Below are 26,071 nucleotides of genomic sequence, written 5' to 3' on the forward strand. Positions count from 1 at the left end.
ATGATCGTCAATTTGCATCGTTTGTCTCCTTTCCTTGTTCTAAAACAGTAGAAAATCCCACCATAAAATGGCAGGATTAAAAAACTAATTATCTGTTTTTTCGTTCAAGCTTTAACTCCATAGGGCAATGAAATGAGCTTAGTCTTGGCCTTCGCGACCAGGACTGTTGACCAACGAGTAGTGTCTCCACTGCTTTGCGGTAGTCATCCGTATCCCTATGGTAGCCTCACCTACCGTTTTCGTCTATCAGTATAAACCTTTAAAATATAAAAGTCAATGATTTATCTCATTTTTTAGATAACAATCAATTCTTTTGGAGCAAGTGTCAATAACTCACAACCATTATCTGTAATCAGGATATCATCTTCAATACGAACGCCGTATTTACCTTCAATATAAATACCCGGTTCATCAGTCAAGACCATACCAGATTTAATGACTTCTTTGGAAGTTTGGCTAAAATAAGGTTCTTCGTGTATATCCAGTCCGATACCGTGTCCAATACCGTGAGTAAAGTAGTCACCATAGCCTGCCTCGATGATAATATCACGAGGGATTTTGTCAAAGTCGCGGAAACCTAAGCCATCCTTAGCTTGATCAATCAAGGCTTGGTTGGCTTTCAGGACCGTATTGTAAATCTCTGCCTGCTCGTCACTGACATGACCGAGGTAGATGGTCCGTGTCATATCACTGACATAGTGGTCGTAGAGACAGCCGAAGTCCATGGTCAGGGTTTCGCCCTTTTGAATGACCTTGTCACTAGCTACGCCATGTGGCATAGCAGAGCGGTAGCCCGAAGCGATGATGAAGTCAAAAGAGGCACCTGAAGCACCTAGCTGGCGCATACGGGCATCTAAAAAGTTCATAACGGATAGCTCAGTCGTCTCACCGGGCTTGATAAAATCCAGTACATCTAGGAAGGCTTGATCCGAAATCTGGCAGGCCCTACGAATGGTTGCGATTTCTTGCTCATCCTTGATCATCCGCAGATTTTCAATAAAACCAGTCATTGGAACCAGCTCATGACCAGCAAACACATTTTCCAGCATCTTGAAGTAAGCATAGGAAATCTCGTCATCAAAGCCAATTTTTTCCAGCTTGTCGTCCGCTATAATTTTAGCAATTTCACCAACCGCATCTCGCGTTTCAACAATATCAAAGCCCTCAACCACTCCCTTGGCAATCAGGGTATAGCGCGCATCCGTCAGGAAAATCCGACGCGACTTGCTAATGAAAACTGTCGCCTCTGTCCCGCTGAAACCAGTCAGATAGTAGATATTCTTCAGATTGGTTACTAGGACAGCATCACACTCTGTCTGTTTTAAGGCTGCTTCAAATTTTTCAACTCTTGATAACATGAGAAAACCTCCGTAAAATGATTTAATTTATTATAGCAAAAAAATACCGAAAATAATACAATCTATATAGCTAAGATTAGATAAAATTGACATTTGAAAGCGCTTAATGTATAATTTCTGTTAAACAAGAAAGAATGAGGTATCGATATGAATAAAACAGAATTGCTGTTACAAAGACTAGATGATATTGGTCAGTCTCTAAAAAATTCGAACCAAGCACTAGCTTTGCTGGCACTTGGTTCTTGCGGAACAGAAAGAGAACGATTGGATCAGTACTCAGATTTAGACTTCTTTGTTATTGTAAAAGATGGCTACAAGCAGACTTATATCCAAGACCTAACCTGGTTAAGTAAGCTAGAACCAATTGCATTTCACTACCAAAATACAGTGGACGGACATAAAGTTCTATTTGAAGATGATGTTTTTTGTGAATTTGCTGTCTTTGAAGCTCAAGAACTAGTAAACATTCCCTTCTCTGAAGGCAAGATTATCTGGAAGGAGGTCGGTTTTGATGAAACAATCTGTCAGCCACAAAGACTGCCATCAAAAGAAAACAGAGACCGTGAATGGTTGTTGGGAGAAATTTTATGTAATCTATATTTAGGGCTAGGTCGTTATCAGCGAGGCGAAAAATTAGCTGCTTATGATTTAATACAAAACAGAACCGTCAAGCTTTGGACTGAACTAATCAGTTTGGAAACAACTTCTAAATCTAATTTTATAGATATCTTTAATACCAACAGACGATTTGAAGAAGGTTATCCAAAGGAAGCCAAGCAATTGCCTCACTTTTTGCAAGGTTACGAACGCATTTCTGAGTCTGCTCAAGCACTCCTAGAATATCTGGATAAACACTATTCTCTTAACTCATTTATAAAAGAAAAAATTCGTAATTTATTATAAAAAAGACTCTGCCTAAAAAAGCAGAGCCTTTTAAATCTTATTTTAACTTTCCTTTCAAATACTGTCCTGTGTAGCTGGCTTCATTGGCCGCTACTTCTTCTGGGGTTCCTGTTGCGATGATGGTTCCACCACCGACACCGCCCTCAGGTCCCAAATCGATGATATGGTCTGCTGTCTTGATAACATCTAGATTGTGCTCGATGACGAGGACAGTATTCCCATCGTCGACAAAGCGAGCCAAGACTTTAAGCAAGCGAGCGATATCCTCAGTGTGAAGCCCTGTAGTTGGCTCATCCAGAATGTAGAAGGATTTCCCTGTCGAGCGTTTGTGGAGTTCACTAGCCAACTTCATACGCTGAGCTTCTCCTCCAGAAAGGGTGGTAGCCGGTTGCCCTAGCGTTACATAGCCCAGCCCCACATCCTTGATGGTCTGAAGTTTACGCTGAATCTTGGGAATGTGTTGGAAGAATTCCACCGCATCGTTGACGGTCATGTCCAAAACCTGCGAGATATTCTTTTCCTTATAGTGGACTTCTAGGGTTTCACTGTTGTAGCGAGTCCCGTGGCAGACTTCACAAGCCACGTAAACATCTGGCAAGAAGTGCATCTCAATCTTGATGATCCCGTCACCTGAGCAGGCTTCGCAACGACCGCCCTTGACGTTGAAACTGAAACGGCCCTTCTTGTAGCCTCGAATCTTAGCTTCGTTTGTCTGGGCAAAAAGGTCACGTATGTCGTCAAAAACTCCTGTATAGGTAGCTGGATTGGATCTCGGCGTCCGTCCGATTGGACTCTGGTCAATATCAATCAGACGATCGACATGCTCAATCCCAGTAATCGTTTTAAACTTACCAGGTTTGTCTGAATTGCGGTTTAGCTTCTGCGCAATGGCTTTTTTGAGGATGCTGTTGATCAAGGTCGACTTCCCTGAACCTGACACCCCTGTCACTGCGATGAATTTTCCTAATGGGAAGCGAGCGGTAATATTTTGCAAGTTGTTCTCACGCGCTCCTGTCACTTCGATAAAGCGACCATTTCCGGCACGGCGCTCTTCTGGTACTGGAATGGCACGTTTACCTGACAAGTACTGGCCTGTAATAGACTTACTGTTACGGGCCACCTGCTTGGGTGTTCCTGCAGCAACAATCTCTCCACCAAAAACACCGGCACCCGGACCAACGTCAATCAGATAATCCGCCTCACGCATGGTATCTTCGTCGTGTTCTACCACGATGAGAGTATTGCCCAAGTCACGCATCTTTTTCAGACTGGCAATGAGACGGTCATTATCCCTCTGGTGGAGACCAATGGACGGCTCATCCAGAATATAAAGGACACCTGAGAGGTTGGACCCAATCTGAGTCGCCAAGCGAATTCGCTGACTCTCCCCACCTGACAGGGTTCCTGCCGAACGTGACAGCGTCAAATAGTTAAGCCCCACGTTATTGAGGAAGGTCAAGCGATCCTTGATTTCCTTGAGAATAGGACGAGCAATAATGGCTTCATTTTCAGACAAGGTCAGCTGGCTCACCAACTCCAAGTGGTCTGCGATAGACAGGTCTGAGATTTCACCGATATGTGGCCCTTTCTCGCCACCCACACGAACAGACAAGGCCTGGTCATTGAGACGGTAGCCGTGGCAAGTTCCGCAGGTCAGCTCATTCATGTAGAGACGCATCTGGGTGCGGGTGTAGTCACTATTGGTTTCATGGTAGCGACGCTTGATATTATTGACAACTCCCTCAAAAGGAATATCGATATCGCGCACACCACCAAATTCATTTTCATAGTGGAAATGGAATTCCTTGCCATCTGAGCCGTAAAGAATCAAGTTTTTATCTTCTTCTGACAAGTCCTCAAAGGGCTTATCCATATCCACCCCAAAGGCTGTCATGGCCTGCTCTAGCATATTTGGATAGTAGTTAGATGAGATAGGATTCCAAGGCGCCAGCGCTCCTTCACGCAAAGTTTTGCTGGTATCAGGAACCACCAAGTCAACATCCACCTCCAGCTTGATGCCCAAACCATCACACTCACTACATGAGCCAAACGGTGCATTGAAGGAGAAGAGACGTGGCTCTAACTCTGGCACAGTAAAGCCACAAACTGGACAGGCGTAATGCTCAGAAAAGAGCAACTCAGAATCGTCCATTGTATCGATAATCACATAACCTTCTGCGATACGAAGGGCAGCCTCAATGGAGTCAAATAGACGGCTACGAATGCCCTCCTTGATGACAATACGGTCAACCACGACATCGATATTGTGTTGCTTGCTCTTAGACAGCTCTGGAACTTCGGTCACATCGTAGACCTCCCCATCCACTCGGACACGAACATACCCATCTTTCTGAATCTTTTCAATGACACTCTTATGTTGCCCTTTTTTCTTACGGATGACAGGAGCTAAGATTTGCAGGCGCTGGCGTTCTGGCAACTCCAAGACCTTATCCACGATTTGCTCTACAGAAGAGGCCTTGATAGCCCCATGCCCGTTGATACAGTAAGGCGTCCCCACACGTGCGTAAAGGAGACGCAGATAATCATTAATTTCAGTCGTCGTTCCCACGGTCGAGCGTGGGTTTTTACTAGTGGTTTTCTGGTCGATGGAAATAGCTGGGCTAAGACCGTCAATGGCATCCACATCTGGTTTTTCCATGTTGCCCAAAAACTGACGAGCATAGGCTGACAGACTCTCTACATAGCGTCTTTGCCCCTCAGCATAGAGGGTATCAAAGGCCAGACTGGATTTCCCAGAACCTGACAAACCAGTCACGACGACCAGCTTGTCTCGTGGAATCTCCACATCAATATTTTTTAAGTTATGGGCACGTGCCCCATGAATGACAATTTTATCTTGCATCTTTGTTCTTTCTAGTCCATTATTGCTTTCCATTATACCAAAAAATGTGAAATTCTATTACCCAAAAAGCTGTTTTTGTAGTATAATAGTACGGTGCAAAAAATGAATCACTGAATAGTAGGAAAGGATAGGGGATATGAAACAAGTTTTTCTCTCAACAACAACTGAATTTAAAGAGATCGACACGCTTGAACCGGGTACTTGGATCAATCTCGTCAATCCTACACAAAATGAATCGTTGGAAATCGCCAATGCCTTTGACATTGATATTGCCGACCTTCGAGCACCACTCGATGCGGAAGAAATGTCCCGTATCACCATTGAAGATGAGTATACTTTGATCATCGTGGACGTTCCCATCACAGAGGAAAGAAACAATCGCACCTACTACGTAACGATTCCGCTAGGGATTATCATCACCGAGGAGACCATTATCACTACCTGCTTGGAATCCCTCCCCGTTCTCGATGTCTTTATCAACCGCAGACTGCGCAACTTCTACACCTTTATGCGTTCACGCTTTATCTTCCAGATTCTATACCGCAACGCAGAGCTTTACCTTACGGCCCTTCGTTCAATCGACCGTAAGAGTGAACAAATCGAAAGTCAACTTCACAAGTCTACTCGAAACGAAGAACTGATCGAGCTCATGGAATTGGAAAAGACCATCGTCTATTTCAAAGCCTCACTTAAGACAAATGAGCGCGTGATTAAGAAATTGACCAGCGCAACTAGCAATATCAAGAAATACCTAGAGGACCAAGACCTGCTCGAAGATACCCTGATCGAAACCCAACAGGCCATCGAGATGGCAGATATCTATGGAAACGTCCTTCACTCTATGACAGAGACCTTTGCCTCTATCATTTCCAACAACCAGAACAACATCATGAAGACCCTGGCTCTCGTGACCATCGTCATGTCTGTCCCAACTATGATCTTCTCAGCCTACGGGATGAACTTTAAAGATAATGAAATCCCTCTGAACGGTGAACCCCACGCCTTCTGGTTAATCGTCTTTATCGCCTTTGCTATGAGTGTCTCGCTCACTCTCTATCTCATCCATAAAAAATGGTTCTAAGAGGAATCCCTATGTCTCAGATTGATTTACAAAAACTAACCAAGAAAAACCAAGAGTTTATCCACATCGCTACCCAACAATTTCTCAAAGATGGCAAAACAGATGCTGAAATCAAGGCCGTCTTTGAGGAAGTCATTCCTAAAATCCTTGAAGAACAAGCCAAAGGAACGACCGCTCGTTCCCTCTACGGTGCTCCAACCCATTGGGCTCATAGCTTCACTGTCAAGGAGCAGTATGAAAAAGAGCATCCAAAAGAAAATGATGATCCAAAACTCATGATTATGGACTCAGCCCTTTTTATCACCAGTCTCTTTGCATTGGTTAGCGCCCTGACTACCTTCTTCTCTACAGACCAGGCTATTGGCTATGGGTTGATTACCCTCTTGTTGGTTGGACTTGTAGGAGGACTTGCCTTCTACTTGATGTACTACTTTGTCTACCAGTACTATGGACCAGACACAGACCGTAGTCAACGCCCTCCATTCTGGAAATCAATCCTCGTCATCCTGGCCTCTATGGTCCTTTGGTTGGTTGTCTTCTTTGCAACAAGCTTCCTACCGGCCAGCCTCAATCCAGTCCTTGCTCCATTGCCTTTGGCTATCCTAGGAGCGGCTCTTCTCGCCCTTCGCTTCTATCTCAAGAAACGTTTCAATATCCGAAGTGCAAGCGCGGGCCCATCACGTTATTAAGAAAAGTGAAAAGCTATGGCATATAGTCAATCCTTAGCTCAGCAGATTCGAAAAATTCTAGCACTTAAACTTCCTCCCCAAATTTTCGAAGAAGAGTTAGAAGAAAAGAAACTGTTTGGTGGCCTGGCTTTTATGATTCGTGGGAAAATGGTCCTTACAGTCAGTTCCAGAAAGGACGAGCTGGTTATGGTGAGAATTGGCAAAGAAACGGAAAAGCAAGTTCTACCCCGAACAGGAGCTCATACCACATTGATGAGAGGGCGACCTTATCATGGCTATATAGACCTAGATATCGAAGGTCAAAAAGAACTTCCTTACTGGATTGATTTAGCTCTCTCCTATAATCAAGAGTTGACCAAGTAACTCATATCTAGTGAGATTAGTGATTAGAAAAACGAAAAGCAACTGCACAAGCGGTTGCTTTTTCACTTGCTTTCTTGAGATTCAATAGCACTTCTGAATCTCATTCTTATAGTTTTCTCTCATCATTTGTGATAGAATAGGCTTCATACTCAATGAAAATCAAAGAGCAAACTAGGAAGCTAGCCGCAGGTTGCTCAAAGCACTGCTTTGAGGTTGTAGATAGAACTGACGAGGTCAGTAACATATATACGGCAAGGCAAAGCTGACGTGGTTTGAAGAGATTTTCGAAGAGTATCAATCTATTTCTAGGAGGATGAGATATGGTTTCTACTATTGGTATTGTTAGTTTGTCTAGCGGTGTTATCGGAGAGAATTTTGTCAAACACGAAGTCGATTTGGGTATCCAACGTCTCAGGGATCTAGGACTCAATCCTGTCTTTTTACCCCATTCGCTAAAAGGGTTAGACTTTATCAAGGACCATCCTGAGGCACGTGCAGAAGATTTGATGCAGGCCTTTTCGGACGATAGCATCGACATGATCCTCTGCGCCATCGGTGGGGATGATACCTATCGTTTACTACCTTATCTTTTTGAAAACGACCAGCTTCAAAAGGTTATCAAGCCAAAGATGTTTCTTGGCTTCTCGGATACCACTATGAACCACCTTATGTTGCACAAACTAGGGGTCAAGACTTTTTATGGCCAATCCTTTCTAGCAGACATTTGTGAATTAGACAAGGAGATGTTACCCTATAGCTTCCGCTACTTTAAAGAATTGATTGAGACTGGAAGAACCTCAGAAATCCGTCCTAGCGACGTTTGGTATGAGGAACGGACTGATTTTAGTCCCAAGGCCCTGGGAACAGCTCGTGTCAGTCATGCAAATACTGGTTTTGACTTGTTACAAGGAAATGCCCAGTTTGAGGGGGAAATTCTCGGCGGTTGCCTTGAGTCTCTCTATGATATCTTTGACAACTCTCGATACGCAGATAGCACGGAGCTCTGCCAAAAATACAAACTTTTTCCTGACTTATCCGACTGGCAAGGAAAGATTCTCTTGTTAGAAACAAGCGAAGAAAAGCCTGATCCGGAGGACTTCAAAAAGATGTTGCAGGCTTTGAAAGAAACTGGGGTATTTGAGGTCATCAGTGGACTCTTGGTCGGAAAGCCAATGGATGAAACCTTCTATGACGAGTATAAGGAAACGCTATTGGATGTAGTTGACAGCAGTGTCCCGATTGTCTATAATCTGAATGTCGGCCACGCAACTCCAAGAGCCATTGTTCCCTTTGGCGTTCACGCTTATGTGGATGCACAGGAGCAAGTCATTCGCTTTGACTATAACAAAAAATAAACAATTTCTCCATTTTTGTGCTTTGGTATTGATTTTCGTTACAATTTGTGTCTGAATTTATTGCATTTTGCTTATTTCTATGATATCCTTTTGAAGGAGGTGTATATGACTAAACAAAAAATAAATCAAATTGTCGGTTCAATCGGGGCTTTTATCGGGATTATTGTATTTATCGCCTACATCCCACAAATTTTTGCCAATTTACAAGGCAACAAAGCTCAACCATTCCAGCCTTTATCCGCAGCAGTATCTTGTTTAATTTGGGTTATTTACGGATGGACAAAAGAACCTAAGAAGGATTGGATACTAATTATTCCAAACTCAGCTGGCGTTGTCTTAGGTGGACTGACATTTCTCACTGCACTATAAAAGTTACTAGCATATAATCAAAAAGCTGAGATGAGTTTCTCAGCTTTTTCTATATTCTCAGATAGTTAGACGCTTGCACTCACTAATTTCCGTTTTTCCACTCACAATCATTCTCGTGGTCGTCAATCAGACCTGCCGCTTGTAAAAAAGCTAAAACTGCGACTGGACCTGTGAATTTGAATCCTTTTTTTTTGAGATCTTGAGATAACTTTTCAGACAAGGCTGTTTTAGCAGGTGCTAGGTGATAGTCAGGAACATCATTGATGATGGTTTGTCCATCTACAAAAGACCAGAGGTAAGCATCAAAGGAACCGTAGGTTTTCTGGACTTGTAAAAATGCTTGGGCGTTGGCGCGTGTTGCAAAGAGCTTGGCACGATTTCGGATGATGGCTGGATTATCTAACAAGGCTTCCAACTCCTCATCTGTCATCTCAGAGATACATTGGGCTTGATAGTTGTAAAAGACTTCTCGGAAAGCTTGGCGCTTGTTTAGCACCGTTTCCCAAGACAGACCAGCCTGATAAGTCTCCATACAGAGCAGTTCAAAAAGAGCGCGGTCATCATGAAGGGGTTGACCCCACTCTTCGTCATGATAGGCTATATACAGAGGGTTGTTCATTTTAACCCAACCACAGCGTTTTGGCATCTTATTCTCCTATTTGACCAACATCTTAAGAGCTGACTTGATATAGTTCTCAGCTGTATCCGTCGTTCCCTCAAAGAATCTCTTGATTTTCTTAAGCTCGGTTGCCTTGTAACCCAGTGCCAACATGGCTTCCATAGCTTCTTCCAGTTCTTGGTTTTCAGCGCTGGTTTGCACTGCCACCTTGGCAGGAAGATCATCACTAGCCACAACTACCTTCCCTTCCAAGTCCAGCACCATCTGTTGGGCTGTTTTCTTACCGATTTTAGGGAACTTGGTCAAGTAGGTGATGTTCTTAGTCTCGATCGCCTGAACCAAGCCAGCATTGTCATCGGCAGCGATGATAGCAAGAGCTGACACAGGACCAATCCCAGAAACCGAAATCAGACTAAGAAAGAGTTTTTTCTCATCTTCTGATCGAAAACCGTAGAGCAGATGCACGTCCTCACGGACAACTTGGTGCACATAAATTTGGGTCTCTTGATTAACCTGACCTGAGTAGGCATAGGGATTGGCTACATGCAAGATATAACCGATACCATTTGCCTCTAGGACAATGTATTTAGCAGTGATTTTGGTAATGATTCCTTTTAGATATTCGTACATAATTTTTCTCCATTATTTTGCCTATCTAGTATACCATATTTCCCCAAGACAGACTGCAACAAAAGGCGCAACCTCTGGTTGACAAATAGTACAGGAGATTGTATTCTCATTATAAGTAAAAATTGTTAGGATAGAGGTAGAAAAAGGAGGATAGAATAATGAAACTCGCAGAAAAACTATTTGAGCTCAGAAAGGAAAAAGGTTGGTCCCAAGAAAAACTAGCAGAACAAATCAATGTTTCTCGGCAAAGCATCTCCAAATGGGAGTCTGGACAAGTCTTTCCTGAAATCGAAAAAATCATTGAATTAAGTAAGATTTTTCAAGTGACAACTGACTATCTACTATTAGATGAAAACTCTGAAAAAGCTTCCACAGCAGTGATCTTGGAGGAAGACAAGGACAACTACTATAAAGAGGTTAAATCCTTTGGCCTCTGGCAAGTGATTTATATTTTCGTTTTGGCTCTGGCCATCTATCTCTTTTTAGCTGGTTCTAGTTTCCCAGCTGAATTCACCGCCTGGATCTGGCTGACCTTCGTTCTCTTAATCGCTTCTGCAATTGCTATCAACAAGGCTCTCAAAACCAAACAACGTTATCTTGATAAGGTGATTGGTCTTGAGAATCCTTTAGACCAAGACGACTCTACGAAACCTTGAGTCAATTGATTCATATTTTTCAGTACTTTTATAGGACTGGTCTTGTCAAGCAAGTGTAAACCTCGTGTCAAGTTTCCCATGTTCAGTCAAAGTACCTCCTTAGAAAAGCTAAAAAGCCTTGTTCAAAAGGAACAAAGGCTTTTTGTGTTCTTAATATTTCCCCAACTCACGAAGACTAGTATGATTTTCCTGAATACGTCGGAACATCTTTTCCATATCCGACTTGGTGAAATGCACCAAAACAGGACGTCCATGAGGACAGTTATAAGGATTGTCACATTGAGAGAGCTGATAGAGAAGCTGTCTGGCTGAGTGGTCATCGATACGATGGTTGGCCTTGATAGACCGCTTGCAGGACATCATGATAGCCAACTCTGCTCGGTATTTCTTGATCGAAACTTCCTTGGTCAAGAGCAGCATGTCGCACATTTCATAGATACCTGACTCAATCTCTTCTTCTGCCATCCATATGGGATGTTCGCGTAGGATAAATTGATTTTCTCCGTACTCTGCTAGGAAGACGCCCACCTCCTCTAAGAGAGGCATTCTTTCCCTGAGACGAAGGGCATCATCCGCTGGGAATTCAAAGATGTAGGGCACTAGGAGTTGCTGCTGACTCTGGTCAACATTGCCAATACTTTCTCGGTATTCCTCATACTTGACCCGTTCCTGAGCCGCATGCTGGTCTATGATATAGAGGCCATCTCGCCCTTGGGCAAAGAGATAAGTTCCATGCATCTGCCCGAAAAACTCCAACTCTGGGAAGTTTGATGATTCTTCTCGCTCCAGCTTATCATAGGCCTTATCAAGACTAGCTAGATCTAACTCTGGATGATCTAGTTGGTCGTAGTTAGCAGGCTTTCTCTCTGCAAAATGCAGTTTTGCGGGCTTGGTCAACTGGTCCAAGGTTTCCTTGGCAAATAAGGTCAAATCTTTCCCTTCCTCAGTTAATTCAACCTGATGATCAGCCACCTCAGCTTGACTGGGTTTTGAGAGTTCTGTTTTTTCATAGTAGAGCGTATTTTCTTTGAGTGGGAGAATGGTCTGCTCTACCTTTTGACGATTGCGCACGGTCGACTTGGCAAGATTTTCTAAAGCATCAGGTATCAAGGCTTGTTCCTTGAGACTGTTAGAAATAGCCTCTGAAAGCAGCGCCATCAGTTCTTTTTCCTTAGAAATTCGCACTTCTTGTTTGGTTGGATGCACATTGACATCAGCCAGATAAGGATCGATATGGATGTGAATGACAGCCAGTGGAAAGCGCCCTACCATGAGTTTGCTTCCGTAACCGTCAAGGATAGCGCGATTGAGCAAGAAGTTCTTGATATAACGGCCATTGATAAAGAGGCTGATATAGTTGCGGTTGGCTCGGGTTAACTCAGGCAAAGACACAAAACCTGTAATTTCAAAATCTAGATCCGAATTCTCAATGGCAATCATCTTCTTAGCACTCGCCAAACCGTAAATCCCTGCAATAGCTTGACGCAGTTGACCAGTCCCTGCTGTCCGTGTCATTTCCTTGCCATCACTAATCAAGCTAAAAGAAATCTCAGGATGGGCCAACCCCAGACGGTTGACAATATCAATGATATGAGACAACTCCGCCTGCTGGCTCTTCATATACTTGAGGCGGGCTGGTGTATTGAAAAAGAGGTCCTCCACACAAACCTTGGTCCCCACAGGACTAGTCGCTGGGATGATTTCTTCAACTTCTCCTCCACGCGCAACGATCTTGGTCCCATGACTCTCACCATCCACCGCTGTCAACAGAGTCAATACACTGACAGAAGCGATAGAGGGCAAGGCTTCACCACGAAAACCAAGCGTCCGAATCCGAAAGAGGTCTGCTTGATTTTTTATCTTACTGGTCGCATGGCGACGGAGAGCCAATTCCACCTCATCGTGGGCAATTCCATGACCATTATCGGTGATTTGAATTTTCTTAAGACCAGCTTCCTCAATCTCAATGATAATCTGGCTAGAACCGGCGTCAATAGCATTTTCTACCAACTCTTTGACCACACTAGCAGGACGTTCAATAACCTCCCCTGCTGCAATCTGGTTTGCCAGCACCTCTGGCAATTCAATAATATGAGACATCTTTCAGCCCCTTTCTGTATCTATTTTCCTAGAAATTGATTAGTGCTATTATACCATATTTCAGATACTATCAGAAAAAGCAAATACCACATAGACTCCAAATCCCGCCGCATAGGCAAAAGCTCTTGCCATGGGCCCTAAAATAGTGTTTAATAAAGGTGTACAAGAAGTGATCACAATTTTGTATGAAATATAAGGAGAGAAATTTATGAAAGTAGAACTACAGATTAAGGAGACTTACAAGGAAGAAAAGCTGATTGTCCAAGCACCTCAGCCAACCGAAAAAGTCCAGAAAGTCATCGAGTTCGCTGAAAATCTTGACCAAAAAGAAACAATCAAAGGTAAGATTGATGATCAGGTCTATCTAGTTGAAATTGGCAAGATTCAGCGCTTCTATATCGAGAATCGAAAGGTTCTAGCAGAAACTGCCAGTCAGATCTACAGCATTGATTTGCGACTCTATCAAGTGCTTGAAATTCTACCGACAACTTTTATCCAAATTTCCCAATCTGAAATCGTCAATATCGACTCCATCTCTCATCTCAGGCTCACGCCCAATGGTCTGGTTGAAATTTTCTTGAAAAACGAAAGTTTCACCTACTCTTCACGCCGTTACCTAAAAACCATCAAGGAGAAATTAGAACTATGAAAAAACAAATCTTTCACGATGCAGCCACTGGTGTTCTTATCGGCCTCATCCTCTCTATCCTCTTTTCACTCATTTATGCACCAAATACCTATGCCCCACTGAGCCCCGAGTCTCTGATTGGCCAAGCGATGGTTCAACATCAGGTTCACGGTGCCCTGGTCTTACTCTACTGCACGATTATCTGGTCAGCTATCGGCGTTCTCTTTAGCTTTGGCAGTCGCTTATTCAGCCGTGACTGGAGCCTTCTCCGTGCGACGCTTTCCCATTTCTTCCTCATGCTGGCTGGCTTTGCCCCACTAGCAACTCTGGCTGGTTGGTTTCCCTTCCACTGGACCTTCTATCTCCAGCTCATTCCAGAGTTTGCGATTGTCTACCTCATCATCTGGGCTATTCTCTATAAAAGAGAGGCAAAAAAAGTAGACCATATCAATCAACTCTTGGCCCATAAAAAGTAATAGAGAAAAATCCCACTCACAAATGCATGAGTGGGGGTCTTTTTATAATTTTTGCTTGAACTCGACTAAGACATTCATAGCCTGCATAGGCGTCATGTTGTAAACATCCAGTTCAGCTAATTCTGCTAGGATAGGATGCTCTTCAGGCGTATCAAAGAGTGACATCTGTTCAGTGATGGCGCTAGTTTGCCTCATCGGAACTGGACTTTCTTGCCCCTGACTCTCCAGTTGCGTTAAAATCTTATCCGCTCTTGCTAAAAGTTCTGCTGGTAAGCCAGCAATCTTAGCAACATGGATACCGTAAGATTTGTCAGCTGGTCCTGGTTCAATCTTGTGAAGGAAGGTGACTTGTCCATCCTGCTCCAAGGTTGCCACGTGGACATTGATCAAGTGTTCCAAGCTAGACTCCAGACTGGTCAACTCATGGTAGTGGGTCGCAAAGAGGGTCTTGGCTCCGATATGTTCATGAATGTATTCAATGATGGACTGGGCAAGAGCCATCCCATCATAAGTTGCAGTTCCACGTCCCAATTCATCAAAGAGAATCAAGGAATTCTTGGTTGCATGCGAAATGGCATTGTTGGCCTCCATCATCTCTACCATGAAGGTTGATTGCCCTGAAACCAAGTCATCTGCTGCTCCAATGCGGGTAAAAATAGCATCAAAAATCGGCAAATGAGCGCTCTCAGCCGGAACATAAGAACCCAGCTGAGCCATAACCGCCGTCATAGCTAGCTGGCGCATGTAGGTAGACTTCCCGCTCATATTGGGCCCTGTAATCAATTGAATGCTGGTATCTTCTGACATCTGAATACTGTTTGGAATATAGGTCTGAGCTCCCATGACCTTTTCAACGACCGCATGGCGTCCTTTCTGGATAGCGATTTGGGAATCCTCTCCAAACTCAGGCCGAATCAAATGCTGGGTTTCAGCCACAACTGCGAGACTTTGCAAGACATCAACCGTCGCAATTCCTTGGGCTAAAGCCTGCAATCGCTGGATGTACTTGCTGACTTCCTCACGGATGCGCATAAAGATTTCATACTCTAGGTCGGCTGACTTCTCACGCGCCTCCAACATATCCCCCTCGATACGGGCTAATTCCTCAGTACCAAAGCGTTCTGAGTTTTTCAGCGTCGCCTTGCGGAAAAAGTGGGCTGGCACATTTCCCAGTTGCGAATTGGTCACATGGAAATAGTAACCATCCTTTTTATTGTAGTCAATCTTGAGCGTGCTGATGCCAGAGTTTTCTCTCTCCTTAGCCTCAATCTCAGCAATCCATCCAGTCCCTTCTCTGAGCACTAGGCGGTATTTATCCAAGGTCTCATCAAATCCCGTACGGATAATGCCACCCTCCGTAATCACATGAGGAGCTTCAGGAGCAATCGCTGCGCTAATCAAGCTCTCCAACTCAGGGATTCCATCCAACTGTGTGATGAGATAGGCCAGAGCAGGCTGCTCCATGCCTTCTAAAATCGCACGAATCCGTGGCACACTAGACAAGGTGGTCGCTAACTGCAAGAGATCCTTGGGATTGGTCTTGCCAAAAGAAACCCGACTAGCCAAGCGTTCGATATCATAAACACCTTTGAGACTGTCTGTCAAATCACTGCGCTCAAAGAAGTGGTCAAGAAAGACCTGCACCACCTCTTGACGCTGGACGATTCGCTCCTTATCAATCAAAGGGCGATGAATCCAAGAACGCAAGAGGCGCATACCCATAGCTGTTTTGGTTTCATCCAAAAGCCAGAAAAGACTGCCTTGCTTCTTGCCTGAACGGGCATTCTCAACCAAATCCAGACTAGCCTTGGTCGCATAGTCCATCTGTAAGAAATCTTTGATTTCATAGCGAATAACGGGTTTGAGATGGTTCAATTCCCGCATCTGGGTCCGATGAACATACTGGAGCAACTTACTAGCTGCCGCTTGCTCCACAGTTGCTAAACGTGAATCCAGTAAATGAATATCCTCAAAGCCTTCTTTCTCGTAGGAAAGTACCAGATTCATCTGACGACTGAGGATTTGTTCTTCTTCCTCAGACAAGTCATAACCCAGTACCACTTCACGAGCCTTGAGGTTACGGATTTCCCCACAAACCAGCGTAAAATCCAATAGACCCGTCACATAAAAGTCACCAGTCACCAGATCCATATAGGCTAGGCCAAATTGATTGCCATCACGATCTATGGCAACCAAGAAATTGTTCTGACTATCGGGCTTACTGCTATCGACGACCGTTCCAGGTGTGATGACCTGAACCACCTCGCGCTTAACCACCCCAACTGCTTGTTTGGGATCTTCCATCTGCTCAGCAATGGCAACTTTATAGCCCTGCTCAATCAGAACATCGATATACTGCTGGGCAGAATGATAGGGAACACCAGCCATGGGTATCGGATTTTCTGCATTTTTATTACGACTGGTCAGTGAAATCTCTAAAATCTGCGCCGCATTGACCGCATCTTCGTAAAACAGCTCATAAAAATCACCCATCCGAAAGAGCAGAAAAGCATCTGGATATTGCTTTTTAATATCCACATACTGCTGCATACCAGGTGATAGTTTTTCTGTCGTCATATTGGCTCTCTCCTTGTCAAAAATAAGGCTTGGGAACAAGTCCCAAAACCCTATTTATCCTTCATCAAATCTAGCAGACGCTCTTCCATGAGCTTGGCAACATGCTGGTCTCGACAAATAACCAGTAAGGTATTGGCACCAGCAACCGTCCCTAAAATCGCCTCGTCCTTATTTTCATCAACAATATTTGCTAACACGGCCGCTTCTCCCAGCTTGGTATGAAGTACCAAAGTAAACTCTGCTCTCGCAACCCCTTCTAAATGATGCGACAAAAACTCTACCAAATCAATCTTTTCTGTTTCATTCGCTAGCACATAATATACCATACCATTTTTCTTAACCTTGATCAAGCCGATTTCGCGCAAATCGCGAGACAAGGTCGTTTGCGTCACAAAGACATTCCGAACTTCTAGGCGATCTTGGATATCCTTTTGTGTAGCTAGTTTTTCCTCAGTGATCATCTTTTTAATCAACTGGTGTCGTTCTTTTTTTCTCATATCAACCTCTTACATGAATATTTATAACCGATTTCGGGTTTATTTTTAGATATAATTATACCAAAAAAACTGAATAATTCAAAAAAATCTTTCTTCTTTCACTAAATTTATGATAAAATAGAATAAAAGTCCAAAAGGAGCCTACTTATGAGTACAAAAAAACTGATTGCTAGTGAATTGGCTAGCGTCATCGATAGCCTAGATCAAGAGGCTATTTTAAATTTACTAGAACAACCAAAAAACTCTGACATGGGAGATATCGCTTTCCCTGCTTTCTCACTTGCAAAAGTCGAACGCAAGGCACCTCAAATGATTGCTGCTGAAATCGCTGAAAAAATCAACAGCCAAGCCTTTGAAAAAGTTGTTGCAACTGGCCCTTACGTCAACTTCTTCCTTGATAAAGCTGCCATTTCTGAAGCAGTTATCAAAGAGATCATAGAAAAAGGATCTGACTACGCTCAACAAACGGAAGGCAGAGAGCAAAATATCACGATTGACCTATCAAGTCCAAACATCGCAAAACCTTTCTCAGTAGGTCACTTACGTTCAACTGTTATCGGAGATGCTCTTTCTAATATCTTTAAGAAAATGGGCTACAACACTATTAAAATCAACCACCTTGGAGACTGGGGTAAACAGTTTGGTCTTCTCATGGTTGCTTATAAAAAATGGGGAAGTAAGGAAGCCGTAGAAGCTAATCCAATTGACGAATTGTTAAAATTGTACGTTCGCATCAATGCTGAAATCGAAAATGACCCAGCTCTTGATGATGAAGGACGTCGCTGGTTTAAAAAATTGGAAGATGGCGATCCAGAAGCAACTCAACTTTGGCAATGGTTCCGTGATGAAAGTTTGGTTGAGTTCAACCGCATTTACAAACTGTTGAACGTTGAATTTGACAGTTTGAACGGTGAAGCCTTCTACAACGATAAGATGGATGAGGCCGTGCAAATCCTTGAAGAAAAAGGTTTGCTAGAAGAATCACGCGGCGCTAGCATTGTCAACCTCGATGATGTTGAACTTCCACCTGCTATGATTAAGAAATCTGACGGTGCAACCCTCTACATCACACGTGACATTGCGACAGCTATCTACCGTGCACGTACTTACAATTTTGTTAAAAATGTCTACGCAGTTGGTCAAGAGCAGTCTAACCACTTTAAACAGTTAAAAGCCGTCTTGAAAAAAATGGGATTTGACTGGAGCGATGATATGATTCACGTAGACTTCGGTCTGGTAACCAAAAATCGTCAAAAGCTCTCTACTCGTAAAGGAAATATCATCCTGCTCGAACCTACTCTTCAAGAAGCTATCAGCCGTGCCAAAGCACAAATCGAAGCGAAAAATCCTGATCTCGAAAACAAGGAACAGGTTGCCCAAGCTGTCGGAGTGGGAGCTGTTAAATTCTATGACCTCAAGACTGACCGCCGAAATGGTTACGACTTTGACCTTGAAGCTATGGTTTCCTTTGAAGGAGAGACTGGTCCATACATCCAATACGCTTACGCTCGTATTCAGTCTCTACTTAGAAAAGCAGACTTCCAACCAAATGCTCAAGCAAGTTACAGTCTAAGTGATGCTGAAAGCTGGGAAATTATCAAACTTCTCCAAGACTTTGCCCGTGTCATCAAACGCGCATCTGTTAACTATGATCCATCGCTCATTGCCAAGTATGCAATCAGCTTGGCTCAAGCCTTCAATAAATACTATGCCCACACTCGTATCTTGGATGAAAGTCCAGAGCGCGACAGTCGCCTAGCCCTCAGCTACGCAACAGCTGTTGTTCTCAAAGAAGCCCTTCGTTTGCTCGGAGTAGAAGCACCAGAGAAGATGTGATTCAGTACTAACAATTGGAACTAAAGTTCCTAATTGTTAGACACTAGCCGCTTTTATGCGGACTAGCTAACTGCTTCACTAGTATTGTAATAGAAATAATATCGATTTCTATTACAATACGTCGTAATCTTCAAGTTACTTGATTGCAAAGCAATCTAAGTAACTAACACCAAATCCTATAAGGGATTTGGCTAGGCGCTTCACTAGTTCTGGGACATAAATATTATCGATTTATGTCCCAGAACGTCGTAACCAGTACGAACTGCCTAAACGCTTCACTATTATCTCGAAACAAATAATATCGATTTGTTTCGAGATAGGTCGTAATCTTTTAAATCACTTGATTGCAAAACAATCTAAGTAACTAACGCCAAATCCTATACGGACTTTGAGTTGGTGCTTTACTAGTCTTCATTAAAAATTGGACGGACGTTTCAGTTAAAGGTCCAGACCGTCTGACTTAATCTATCAGATACCTGTTCTGTTCGTCTAGTGACTTAGTTGAAAAGCGAAAATTTCTTTCGCTTTTCTTATGTCATCAACTTTTTTATCAAATCAGGAGAGATTTTATGAGCCAGTATGCTTATATCTTAGTTCTTATCAGTCTTGTCGTTCTTTTTCTCATCAATAAATACGAAAAAGAAAAACTTCAACAACTCCTTCAGGAACAGCTTTTGAAAGACGAAGCTTTCAAAACAGACATACGCGAAAGAATCCAAACAACGGAAAATATCAATGATGTCATAGCCTACATCAATAAAGGGTATCGTTTGGGACTCCTGCTTTCTAAGGAAATCACTGAGCAACTGAAATAAGGGAATCCGAGAAGCTTTCTTCTCGGATTTTTTACTCTCATCAATCCCATTTCCTTGTGATAATCATATCTTTCATATGATTTTTCTGAAATTTTCTAAATTTTTCAAAAATTCTCTTGCATTTTTCATAAGTTTCTTGTAGAATAGAACTTATCTATTCAGATTATTCTGAAAATTCAAAAACGGGAGGTTTTTATGTCACAAGTTACTTCATCACACCAATCTACCTGGACAAGCAAGCTGAAAGCAATGGGACCCGGGATCCTAATGGCTTCCGCTGCAGTCGGAGGTTCTCACATCGTATCCTCTACTCAAGCTGGCGGTTCTTATGGATGGTCTCTGCTTCTCTTGGTCATCTTAGCCAATGTTTTTAAATATCCATTTTTCCGTTTTGGTGCTGAATACACAGCAGATACTGGAAAGACCTTGGTTGAAGGCTATGCCGAAAAAGGAAAACTCTATCTCTGGATTTTCTTTATCCTCAATGTCTTTTCTGCCTTGGTCAATACTGCCGGTGTTGCCATCCTTTGCTCAGCTATCATTGCTAGCGCCTTTCCAATGATTGGTCTTAGCATCACTCAATGGTCTCTCATCCTTGTTGCGGTCATTTGGGCTATGTTGCTCTTTGGGGGGTACAAACTATTGGACGGTATGGCAAAATGGATCATGTCTGCCTTAACTATTGCAACTGTTCTTGCCGTCATCATTGCTGCCGTTAAGCACCCAGAATACAGCTCTGATTTTATCGAGAAAACACCTTGGCAAATGGCAGCCCTCCCCTTTATCGTTTCCCTTCTAGGCTGGATGCCTGCTCCTATTGAAATCTCAGCCATCAACTCACTTTGGTCAGCCGAAAAGAAAAAGACCGTCAACTTTAATACCGAAGACGCCCTTTTCGACTTTAACGTCGGCTACATTGGAACTGCTATTCTAGCTGTATTCTTTGTGGCACTAGGAGCACTCATTCAGTATCCTACAGGTCAAGCAGTTGAAGCTGCATCTGCCAAATACATCTCGCAATTTGTGGGCATGTATGCCTCTGTCCTGGGCGAATGGTCTCGATATTTGATTACCTTCATCGCTTTCCTCTGTATCTTTGGGACAGTGATTACTGTCATCGATGGCTATTCACGTGTCAATCAGGCCTCCCTTCAACTCTTGGCAAATCAAAAAGAGGATAATCGTAAATCTTTGAACATCTGGATGACCATCACAGCTATCATTGGTATCGTCATCATCAAGTTCTTTGCCGGTCAAGTTTCAACCATGCTCCGCTTTGCCATGATTGGATCTTTTCTTACAACACCATTCTTTGCCCTTTTGAACTATGTCTTGGTCGCAGGTGAAAATAAAAATCTTCCTTCTTGGTTGAAACTCCTCGCCATTGCAGGATTGATCTTCCTCTTTGGATTTGCCATCTTCTTTATCTATGCACTTGCCATCGGAAAAGCAGGTTAGTTCACAAAGCAGCACCCTCGTCTGGGTGCTTTTTCTGCATTCAAAAGGCAGTTGAGAAAACCTAACTGCCTACTTGAACGATTCTAACTTTCTGAGTCCAATCCATATAAGTCCGCGATAATCGCTGCGACCTTTTTAATATCTCCCAGCATTCCTCTCATTTCAAAGTCAGCCAATACAGGGAAACCAAAGCGCTGGCTGTACTGCTTGGCAGTCAGACAGTACTGGTTATTAAAATTACGATTACCAGAGCCCACTACACCAAAACACTTACTGGCATTGTCTCCATAGGCGATAAAATCACCCACTGGAGTCGTTAAAATCTCAACATCGCCGTTATCGACACCATTTCCACCTTCTAGATAGGTTGGTAAAAAGGCGACATAAGGATGATCCATTTCAAAGAAATCTTTCCCTTCCTTGACTAGATCCTTGATATGAATCTTTTGTACCTCAATCCCTTCGTACTGGGACAAGAGATAGTCCTTGAGTCGAGTTACAAAACTCTCTGTATTCCCACTCAAACTGATATACACTAAGGATATTTTTTTCATGTTAACCTCGATTTTTATGTTTACGATATAAAAAGAACTAACAAGATTGTAACTTGATAGTTCTTTTTTGTCAATACTTAGGCAGCTTCTTCTGCTTCAACTTCCTCAGCCAAATCTTTTTGTTGACGCCACATCTTGTAAAAGACAATGGCAAGGAAGAGGACATTGATAACAACAAATAAAATCGTTGTTCCCTTTCCAAGGACTTCTGTTCCTAGTCGCAAAGTTTCATCACGGATAGCTTGTACAGCATCTTGCATTCCCATATAAGTATAAATCGAACCAACAATGGCAAGCAAAACATAAGCAATGTAAGCATAATTTGCATATTGCAAATGATTACGAACCAAGAGCACAATACCTGCGACTACTAAAATCGCAGATAAAATAATCAAAACGATGTTAACAGTCGAATGCGATAATTCAGCTGTCTTATGTAGATAATTAATCGTATCCTCCAGCTGCTGAGCGCTAATGCCTTGTACTTGTGCTTGTGCTTGACTGGCACCTAGTGCTTCTTTACTAGGTACTGGACTTAGTATTCCAAACAAAGACATAGCTGAAATCAATGCTGATAGGACTAATAAAACCCAAAGATAAATAGGTTTCTTTTTCATAATTTTTCCTCCTTAAGGTATTTTGGACATTATAGCATTTTTTGCACGTAAATACAAGCTTTACAGGGAACTTTCGACTTGTTTGCGGTAAGCTTTTGGTGATTTTCCGCACAATTTACGGAAAACCTTGTAGAAATATCCAACATTGCTGTACCCAACAGCATAGCAAACATCTTCAATACTATCATTGGTTGAAAGCAAGAGCTGTTGCGCTGCCTTAATCCGCTGTTTGTTGAGCAATTCCGCAAAGGTTGAGTTGGTTTCTCTTTTGATTAGCTGACCGAGGTAGACAGGATTTATAAAGAGATCCTTGCTGATATCCTTAAGCGAAAGCTCTTTCTGGTAATCACGCCCGATGACTTCAAGAACACTCACCACATTTTCATTCATGCGGTACTGGCCAAAAAACTTAGTCAAGGTTTCTTTGATGTAGGCAACCAATTCTTTAAAGGAGTTAATAGCATGGATGGCTTTGACAATCTCAGTCATATCATCCGCTTTTAGATGCTCAAACAAGTGGAAGACATCCATGACAAACTGAGTAAAGAGTTGTTTGGTGATAGCCACGCGCGGTGTGTTCTTTAAGACAACCTTCTCCAGTAGGGTCAATTCTTCAATGATTTGATTGATATTTCCTTGGATAATCACGCGATAAATCGGTTCGTAATAAGCAAATAAACTCTCGGATTTTTCTAGATTAACTGAACCGTAGAAGAGGGCTTTTTCTGCATTGATCTTCCATTTTTCAAAGGCTTGTTGGTAGGGTGCTTCAAAAGGCGTTACTACGATTCCATCTAGTGGCTGATCAGAGATAAAAATCTGCCAGTCTTGACCTAAAACATAGTAAGGAATAGTGAAAGATCCTTGTTTTTCCTTGGAAAGACCAATCCACCAGTTGTCTTTACCTGCTAAGAAGTTGACAAAGCCTTCTTCATCCAATTCTTGGCTGAGAGTTTGACTTTGCTCCACCTTTTCCTGAAGTTGACTCGCAATTTTTTCTAATAAATGACTCAACTCCACCTTATCCACTGGCTTCACCAAATAATCCACGACACTCAGGTTCATTGCTTTCTTGACATAGTCAAACTCCTGATAGCCAGACAGCAAGATATAATAGGTATCTGGAAGCAGCTCTTTCATTTCCTTAATCATCTCAAGCCCTGTCTTATCTGGCATATTGACATCGGAAATGATCACATCTACTGGATTTTCCTTGACATAGTCTAAAGCATCATCTGCGTGATTAGCTGTTGCGACGATTTGCATATCCCATTTTTCAAAGGGGATTAATCGCTTGAGCCCCTCTGTCACCATATACTCGTCGTCTACTAATAAAACTTTATACATTTCCCTTCCTTTCTATTCATTTTGAATAGTAATACGGTAACGAACACCTTCTTGCTCAGCTGACTCTACACTGATTTGGTAGCGATCCCCAAAATAGAGGACAAAGCGTTCGTGTACATTGACTATTCCAATTGATTGTCGCTCTCCGCTATAGCTTGCCTCGTGCTCAAAACTTCTCTGAGTTAGTTTTTCTTGCAAGCTAGCTAGTTTCTCAGCAGTCATCCCGCGACCATTGTCTACCACTAGAATTTCAACAAATCCCTCACCCTTCAAGACCTTGATGCTGATTACATTGTCTGTTCGACGGTGGTCAATACCGTGGGCAAAGTAGTTTTCTACCAATGGTTGGAGCGTAAACTTGGGAATCTTCATATTTTCTAATTCTGGCGCAATCTTAAAACCATAGGCAACTGACTTTGGATAACGCACCATACAGAGATAGCTGTATTTGCGACAAAATTCTAATTCTTGCTTCAGCGTCGTTTCCCGCTCGTCGGAGATATTATTGCGTAGTAAACTGCTAAATTCATAGATAATATCCGCCAGTTCATCTTGGCTTTCCATGACGGCATACATGCGCAGAAACTCTAAGGTATTGTACATAAAGTGAGGATTGATTTGAGCTTGCAGGGCTCGCATATTAGCATCTTTTTGACTGAGCTCTAGCTGGTAAATATCGTGGATATTCTTTTCCAGGCGATCCAACATATCATTGGTGGTTTCTGCGATGAGGAGCAATTCCTGATCTTTTTCAGAAGTATCGATGCGAAGTCCCTCTTCTCCTTGAGCAATCACCTCGATAGAATCTACTAAATCTACGACCTGCCTTTGGTAATTGGAGAAGGTCTGCCTCAAGGTCACATATAAAATAATAATAAAGAGAACACTCAAACCAACAATGACAGCAGAACTGGTCAAAGTGCCCTTAAGAACAAAATCCTTAGGAACTGCTGATTGGACTTGATAGCCATGTGATGTCAAACCAACAATCCAATTTTCCCGTTCAGCTACTACATTTTCTCCTATATGAAACAATTCAGTATCAAAAGGGGAAGTGATCGTCACGGCCACAGGAGTCAGACCGCGAGTATTATCAATTGCTTGGTAAAGTACATCCTGCGATAAAGAAATGTAGATAACACCTAGAGACTGATCGGAGTTAGGATCAAGTACTGGTATGGCAAAACTATTGGCTGCTGGTTTGAAATCCTCAGCAAGAATTTTCTCTCCGCTACGTTTCTCTCTAGTAGAAACGTAGACTTCCTTGTAGTCTTGCAAAACAATTGCAACACCTGTCACAAAGTCATTTCTTACATACAAATCATCAATGTTTTCATACAAGGATACTGAGACATAGGGAGACGCTTTACGTTGCAACAGCCAGTAAAAATAATCCGATGTACTCAGACTAAAATACTTGTAAATCCCTTCAATCCGTGCTCGATTTTCAACCAGTTCCTGCGCTAGCTGAGTCGACTCTCTGTGGTAATATTCAATCTCACTCACTGTTCGAGTCGTCACACGTTGAGCTACTCGCTGGGCTTCTTTTTCACGGGAACTCCAGTCAGCATAGGAGAGCATGACTGCAAAGCTTGCAATGATGACAATCATCACCAAGGTATAGATGCGCAAGAGCGAGTGGAGCCAGAACGGCTTCATTTTATTTTGTCGCCAATTTTTCATGGATACTTTCATATACGGGTTCCAACATATCACTGATAAAGAAATGCCATACACCAATTCCTACGAAAAAGAGGAGGGCAGGCATATAGTAACCAATTCCTACAAGCATGACTGTACCAAATAAAACCTTGGCAATTGCCGGCAAATTCATAAAAATTCCGATAAGAGCGAGTTTTACAGTATTTCGATAAGAGAGCTCATAGTGAACTTGTAGTTTCAATGAAACGGTATAAGCCAAAAAAACAAAGGCAACAACAAGGATATTGAGAAAAGTTGCCAAGAGATGGAAGATAGTCTGATGGGGCAATTGAACCAAAAGGTACAAACCATAGATTAAGACTAAATCTACAAGTACAAAACTATAGAAAGCTAGGTTACTCTTGACAAAGTTACTCTTATACAATTCCCAAGCTTCTTTCAAACTATAAGCCCGATAAGTATAACCGTTCTCCGCATATAAACTCATAAGAGTTGCGCTAGCTGGTGCCAAACCAAAGACTACACCTCCTGCTAGTGTGAATAACCAGAAAAAAGCCGTCGCAATCATTCCTAAAAAGAAACGATTAAAGACGAATTCTAGAAACTTTCCCATAATAT

The 26,071-nt window shown here is 42.6% G+C and carries 24 protein-coding genes and 1 riboswitch; of the genes, 12 read left to right on the forward strand and 12 right to left on the reverse strand.

The features are described 5' to 3' along the window. Positions 1-88 precede the first annotated feature (88 nt). Positions 89-240, reverse strand: a riboswitch (M-box (ykoK) riboswitch). Between the two features lie 53 nt (positions 241-293). Then, positions 294-1,358, reverse strand: a complete 1,065-nt coding sequence (locus tag BLS46_RS05360) for a M24 family metallopeptidase (protein ID WP_093586088.1) — start codon at positions 1,356-1,358, stop codon at positions 294-296. A 147-nt stretch (positions 1,359-1,505) separates the two neighbouring features. Here BLS46_RS05360 and BLS46_RS05365 point away from each other — a divergent pair, with 147 nt between their 5' ends. Then, positions 1,506-2,261 (forward strand): hypothetical protein, encoded by a 756-nt coding sequence (locus BLS46_RS05365; RefSeq protein WP_093586090.1) that lies wholly within the window; start codon positions 1,506-1,508, stop codon positions 2,259-2,261. Positions 2,262-2,298: 37 nt separating this feature from the next. Here BLS46_RS05365 and uvrA read toward each other — a convergent pair whose 3' ends face one another. Then, the gene (gene uvrA, locus BLS46_RS05370; RefSeq protein ID WP_093586092.1) at positions 2,299-5,124 is read right to left on the reverse strand and encodes an excinuclease ABC subunit UvrA; all 2,826 of its coding nucleotides are present in this window, start codon (positions 5,122-5,124) and stop codon (positions 2,299-2,301) included. Between the two features lie 136 nt (positions 5,125-5,260). Here uvrA and BLS46_RS05375 point away from each other — a divergent pair, with 136 nt between their 5' ends. The 5 genes from BLS46_RS05375 to BLS46_RS05400 all read left to right on the forward strand — a co-directional run bounded on the left by BLS46_RS05375 (position 5,261) and on the right by BLS46_RS05400 (position 8,981). Next, positions 5,261-6,205 (forward strand): magnesium transporter CorA family protein, encoded by a 945-nt coding sequence (locus BLS46_RS05375; protein ID WP_000815621.1) that lies wholly within the window; start codon positions 5,261-5,263, stop codon positions 6,203-6,205. An 11-nt stretch (positions 6,206-6,216) separates the two neighbouring features. After that, positions 6,217-6,894, forward strand: coding sequence for a DUF1129 domain-containing protein (locus BLS46_RS05380; RefSeq protein WP_180364054.1), 678 nt, complete (start codon positions 6,217-6,219; stop codon positions 6,892-6,894). 15 nt (positions 6,895-6,909) lie between these two features. After that, on the forward strand, positions 6,910-7,257 hold the full coding sequence (locus tag BLS46_RS05385) for a TfoX/Sxy family protein (RefSeq protein WP_093586096.1): 348 nt from the start codon (positions 6,910-6,912) through the stop codon (positions 7,255-7,257). 320 nt (positions 7,258-7,577) lie between these two features. Then, entirely contained in the window at positions 7,578-8,612 is a 1,035-nt protein-coding gene (locus tag BLS46_RS05395; protein WP_093586098.1) for a S66 family peptidase, read from the forward strand. Positions 8,613-8,717: 105 nt separating this feature from the next. Beyond that, complete coding sequence (locus BLS46_RS05400; protein ID WP_000166112.1) at positions 8,718-8,981, forward strand: SemiSWEET family transporter; 264 nt, start codon at positions 8,718-8,720, stop codon at positions 8,979-8,981. A gap of 82 nt (positions 8,982-9,063) precedes the next feature. Here BLS46_RS05400 and BLS46_RS05405 read toward each other — a convergent pair whose 3' ends face one another. Further along, the gene (locus tag BLS46_RS05405; RefSeq protein WP_093586100.1) at positions 9,064-9,627 is read right to left on the reverse strand and encodes a DNA-3-methyladenine glycosylase I; all 564 of its coding nucleotides are present in this window, start codon (positions 9,625-9,627) and stop codon (positions 9,064-9,066) included. A 9-nt stretch (positions 9,628-9,636) separates the two neighbouring features. After that, positions 9,637-10,230 (reverse strand): Holliday junction branch migration protein RuvA, encoded by a 594-nt coding sequence (gene ruvA, locus BLS46_RS05410; protein WP_093586102.1) that lies wholly within the window; start codon positions 10,228-10,230, stop codon positions 9,637-9,639. A gap of 158 nt (positions 10,231-10,388) precedes the next feature. Between ruvA and BLS46_RS05415 the strand changes: the two genes are divergently transcribed. After that, the gene (locus tag BLS46_RS05415; RefSeq protein WP_093586104.1) at positions 10,389-10,886 is read left to right on the forward strand and encodes a helix-turn-helix domain-containing protein; all 498 of its coding nucleotides are present in this window, start codon (positions 10,389-10,391) and stop codon (positions 10,884-10,886) included. Positions 10,887-11,036: 150 nt separating this feature from the next. Here the strand turns inward: BLS46_RS05415 and mutL are convergent, their stop codons facing one another. Beyond that, entirely contained in the window at positions 11,037-12,986 is a 1,950-nt protein-coding gene (gene mutL / locus BLS46_RS05420; RefSeq protein ID WP_093586106.1) for a DNA mismatch repair endonuclease MutL, read from the reverse strand. A gap of 208 nt (positions 12,987-13,194) precedes the next feature. On the opposite strand from mutL, the gene BLS46_RS05425 reads away from it, so the two are divergent. Continuing rightward, positions 13,195-13,635, forward strand: coding sequence for a LytTR family DNA-binding domain-containing protein (locus BLS46_RS05425; protein WP_093586108.1), 441 nt, complete (start codon positions 13,195-13,197; stop codon positions 13,633-13,635). Then, positions 13,632-14,090 carry a DUF3021 domain-containing protein gene (locus tag BLS46_RS05430; protein ID WP_093586110.1) on the forward strand — a complete coding sequence of 153 codons (459 nt, stop codon included), beginning with the start codon at positions 13,632-13,634 and terminating at the stop codon, positions 14,088-14,090. Before BLS46_RS05425 ends, BLS46_RS05430 begins: the two co-directional genes overlap by 4 nt. A gap of 42 nt (positions 14,091-14,132) precedes the next feature. Here the strand turns inward: BLS46_RS05430 and mutS are convergent, their stop codons facing one another. Continuing rightward, positions 14,133-16,667 (reverse strand): DNA mismatch repair protein MutS, encoded by a 2,535-nt coding sequence (mutS, locus tag BLS46_RS05435; RefSeq protein ID WP_093586112.1) that lies wholly within the window; start codon positions 16,665-16,667, stop codon positions 14,133-14,135. Positions 16,668-16,717: 50 nt separating this feature from the next. Beyond that, on the reverse strand, positions 16,718-17,164 hold the full coding sequence (gene argR / locus BLS46_RS05440; protein WP_001227366.1) for an arginine repressor: 447 nt from the start codon (positions 17,162-17,164) through the stop codon (positions 16,718-16,720). 147 nt (positions 17,165-17,311) lie between these two features. Between argR and argS the strand changes: the two genes are divergently transcribed. The 3 genes from argS to BLS46_RS05455 all read left to right on the forward strand — a co-directional run bounded on the left by argS (position 17,312) and on the right by BLS46_RS05455 (position 21,273). Then, positions 17,312-19,000 carry an arginine--tRNA ligase gene (argS, locus tag BLS46_RS05445; RefSeq protein WP_093586114.1) on the forward strand — a complete coding sequence of 563 codons (1,689 nt, stop codon included), beginning with the start codon at positions 17,312-17,314 and terminating at the stop codon, positions 18,998-19,000. 569 nt (positions 19,001-19,569) lie between these two features. Beyond that, a complete protein-coding gene (locus BLS46_RS05450; protein WP_000084852.1) occupies positions 19,570-19,815 on the forward strand; it encodes a hypothetical protein in 246 nt (81 codons plus the stop codon). Between the two features lie 195 nt (positions 19,816-20,010). Continuing rightward, positions 20,011-21,273 (forward strand): NRAMP family divalent metal transporter, encoded by a 1,263-nt coding sequence (locus BLS46_RS05455; protein WP_000084742.1) that lies wholly within the window; start codon positions 20,011-20,013, stop codon positions 21,271-21,273. A gap of 83 nt (positions 21,274-21,356) precedes the next feature. Here the strand turns inward: BLS46_RS05455 and nrdI are convergent, their stop codons facing one another. From nrdI to BLS46_RS05480, 5 genes are all read right to left on the reverse strand, one after another. After that, positions 21,357-21,827 (reverse strand): class Ib ribonucleoside-diphosphate reductase assembly flavoprotein NrdI, encoded by a 471-nt coding sequence (nrdI, locus tag BLS46_RS05460; RefSeq protein WP_084975961.1) that lies wholly within the window; start codon positions 21,825-21,827, stop codon positions 21,357-21,359. 77 nt (positions 21,828-21,904) lie between these two features. Continuing rightward, positions 21,905-22,444 (reverse strand): ABC transporter permease, encoded by a 540-nt coding sequence (locus BLS46_RS05465; protein ID WP_093586116.1) that lies wholly within the window; start codon positions 22,442-22,444, stop codon positions 21,905-21,907. Between the two features lie 60 nt (positions 22,445-22,504). Further along, positions 22,505-23,791 (reverse strand): response regulator transcription factor, encoded by a 1,287-nt coding sequence (locus BLS46_RS05470; RefSeq protein WP_093586118.1) that lies wholly within the window; start codon positions 23,789-23,791, stop codon positions 22,505-22,507. A 12-nt stretch (positions 23,792-23,803) separates the two neighbouring features. Further along, positions 23,804-25,474, reverse strand: coding sequence for a sensor histidine kinase (locus BLS46_RS05475; RefSeq protein WP_093586120.1), 1,671 nt, complete (start codon positions 25,472-25,474; stop codon positions 23,804-23,806). Next, entirely contained in the window at positions 25,452-26,066 is a 615-nt protein-coding gene (locus tag BLS46_RS05480; RefSeq protein ID WP_093586122.1) for a YesL family protein, read from the reverse strand. Before BLS46_RS05480 ends, BLS46_RS05475 begins: the two co-directional genes overlap by 23 nt. Between the last annotated feature and the right edge of the window lie 5 nt (positions 26,067-26,071).

It is taken from the genome of Streptococcus sp. NLAE-zl-C503, assembly GCF_900104285.1.
Taxonomy (GTDB): Bacteria; Bacillota; Bacilli; order Lactobacillales; family Streptococcaceae; genus Streptococcus.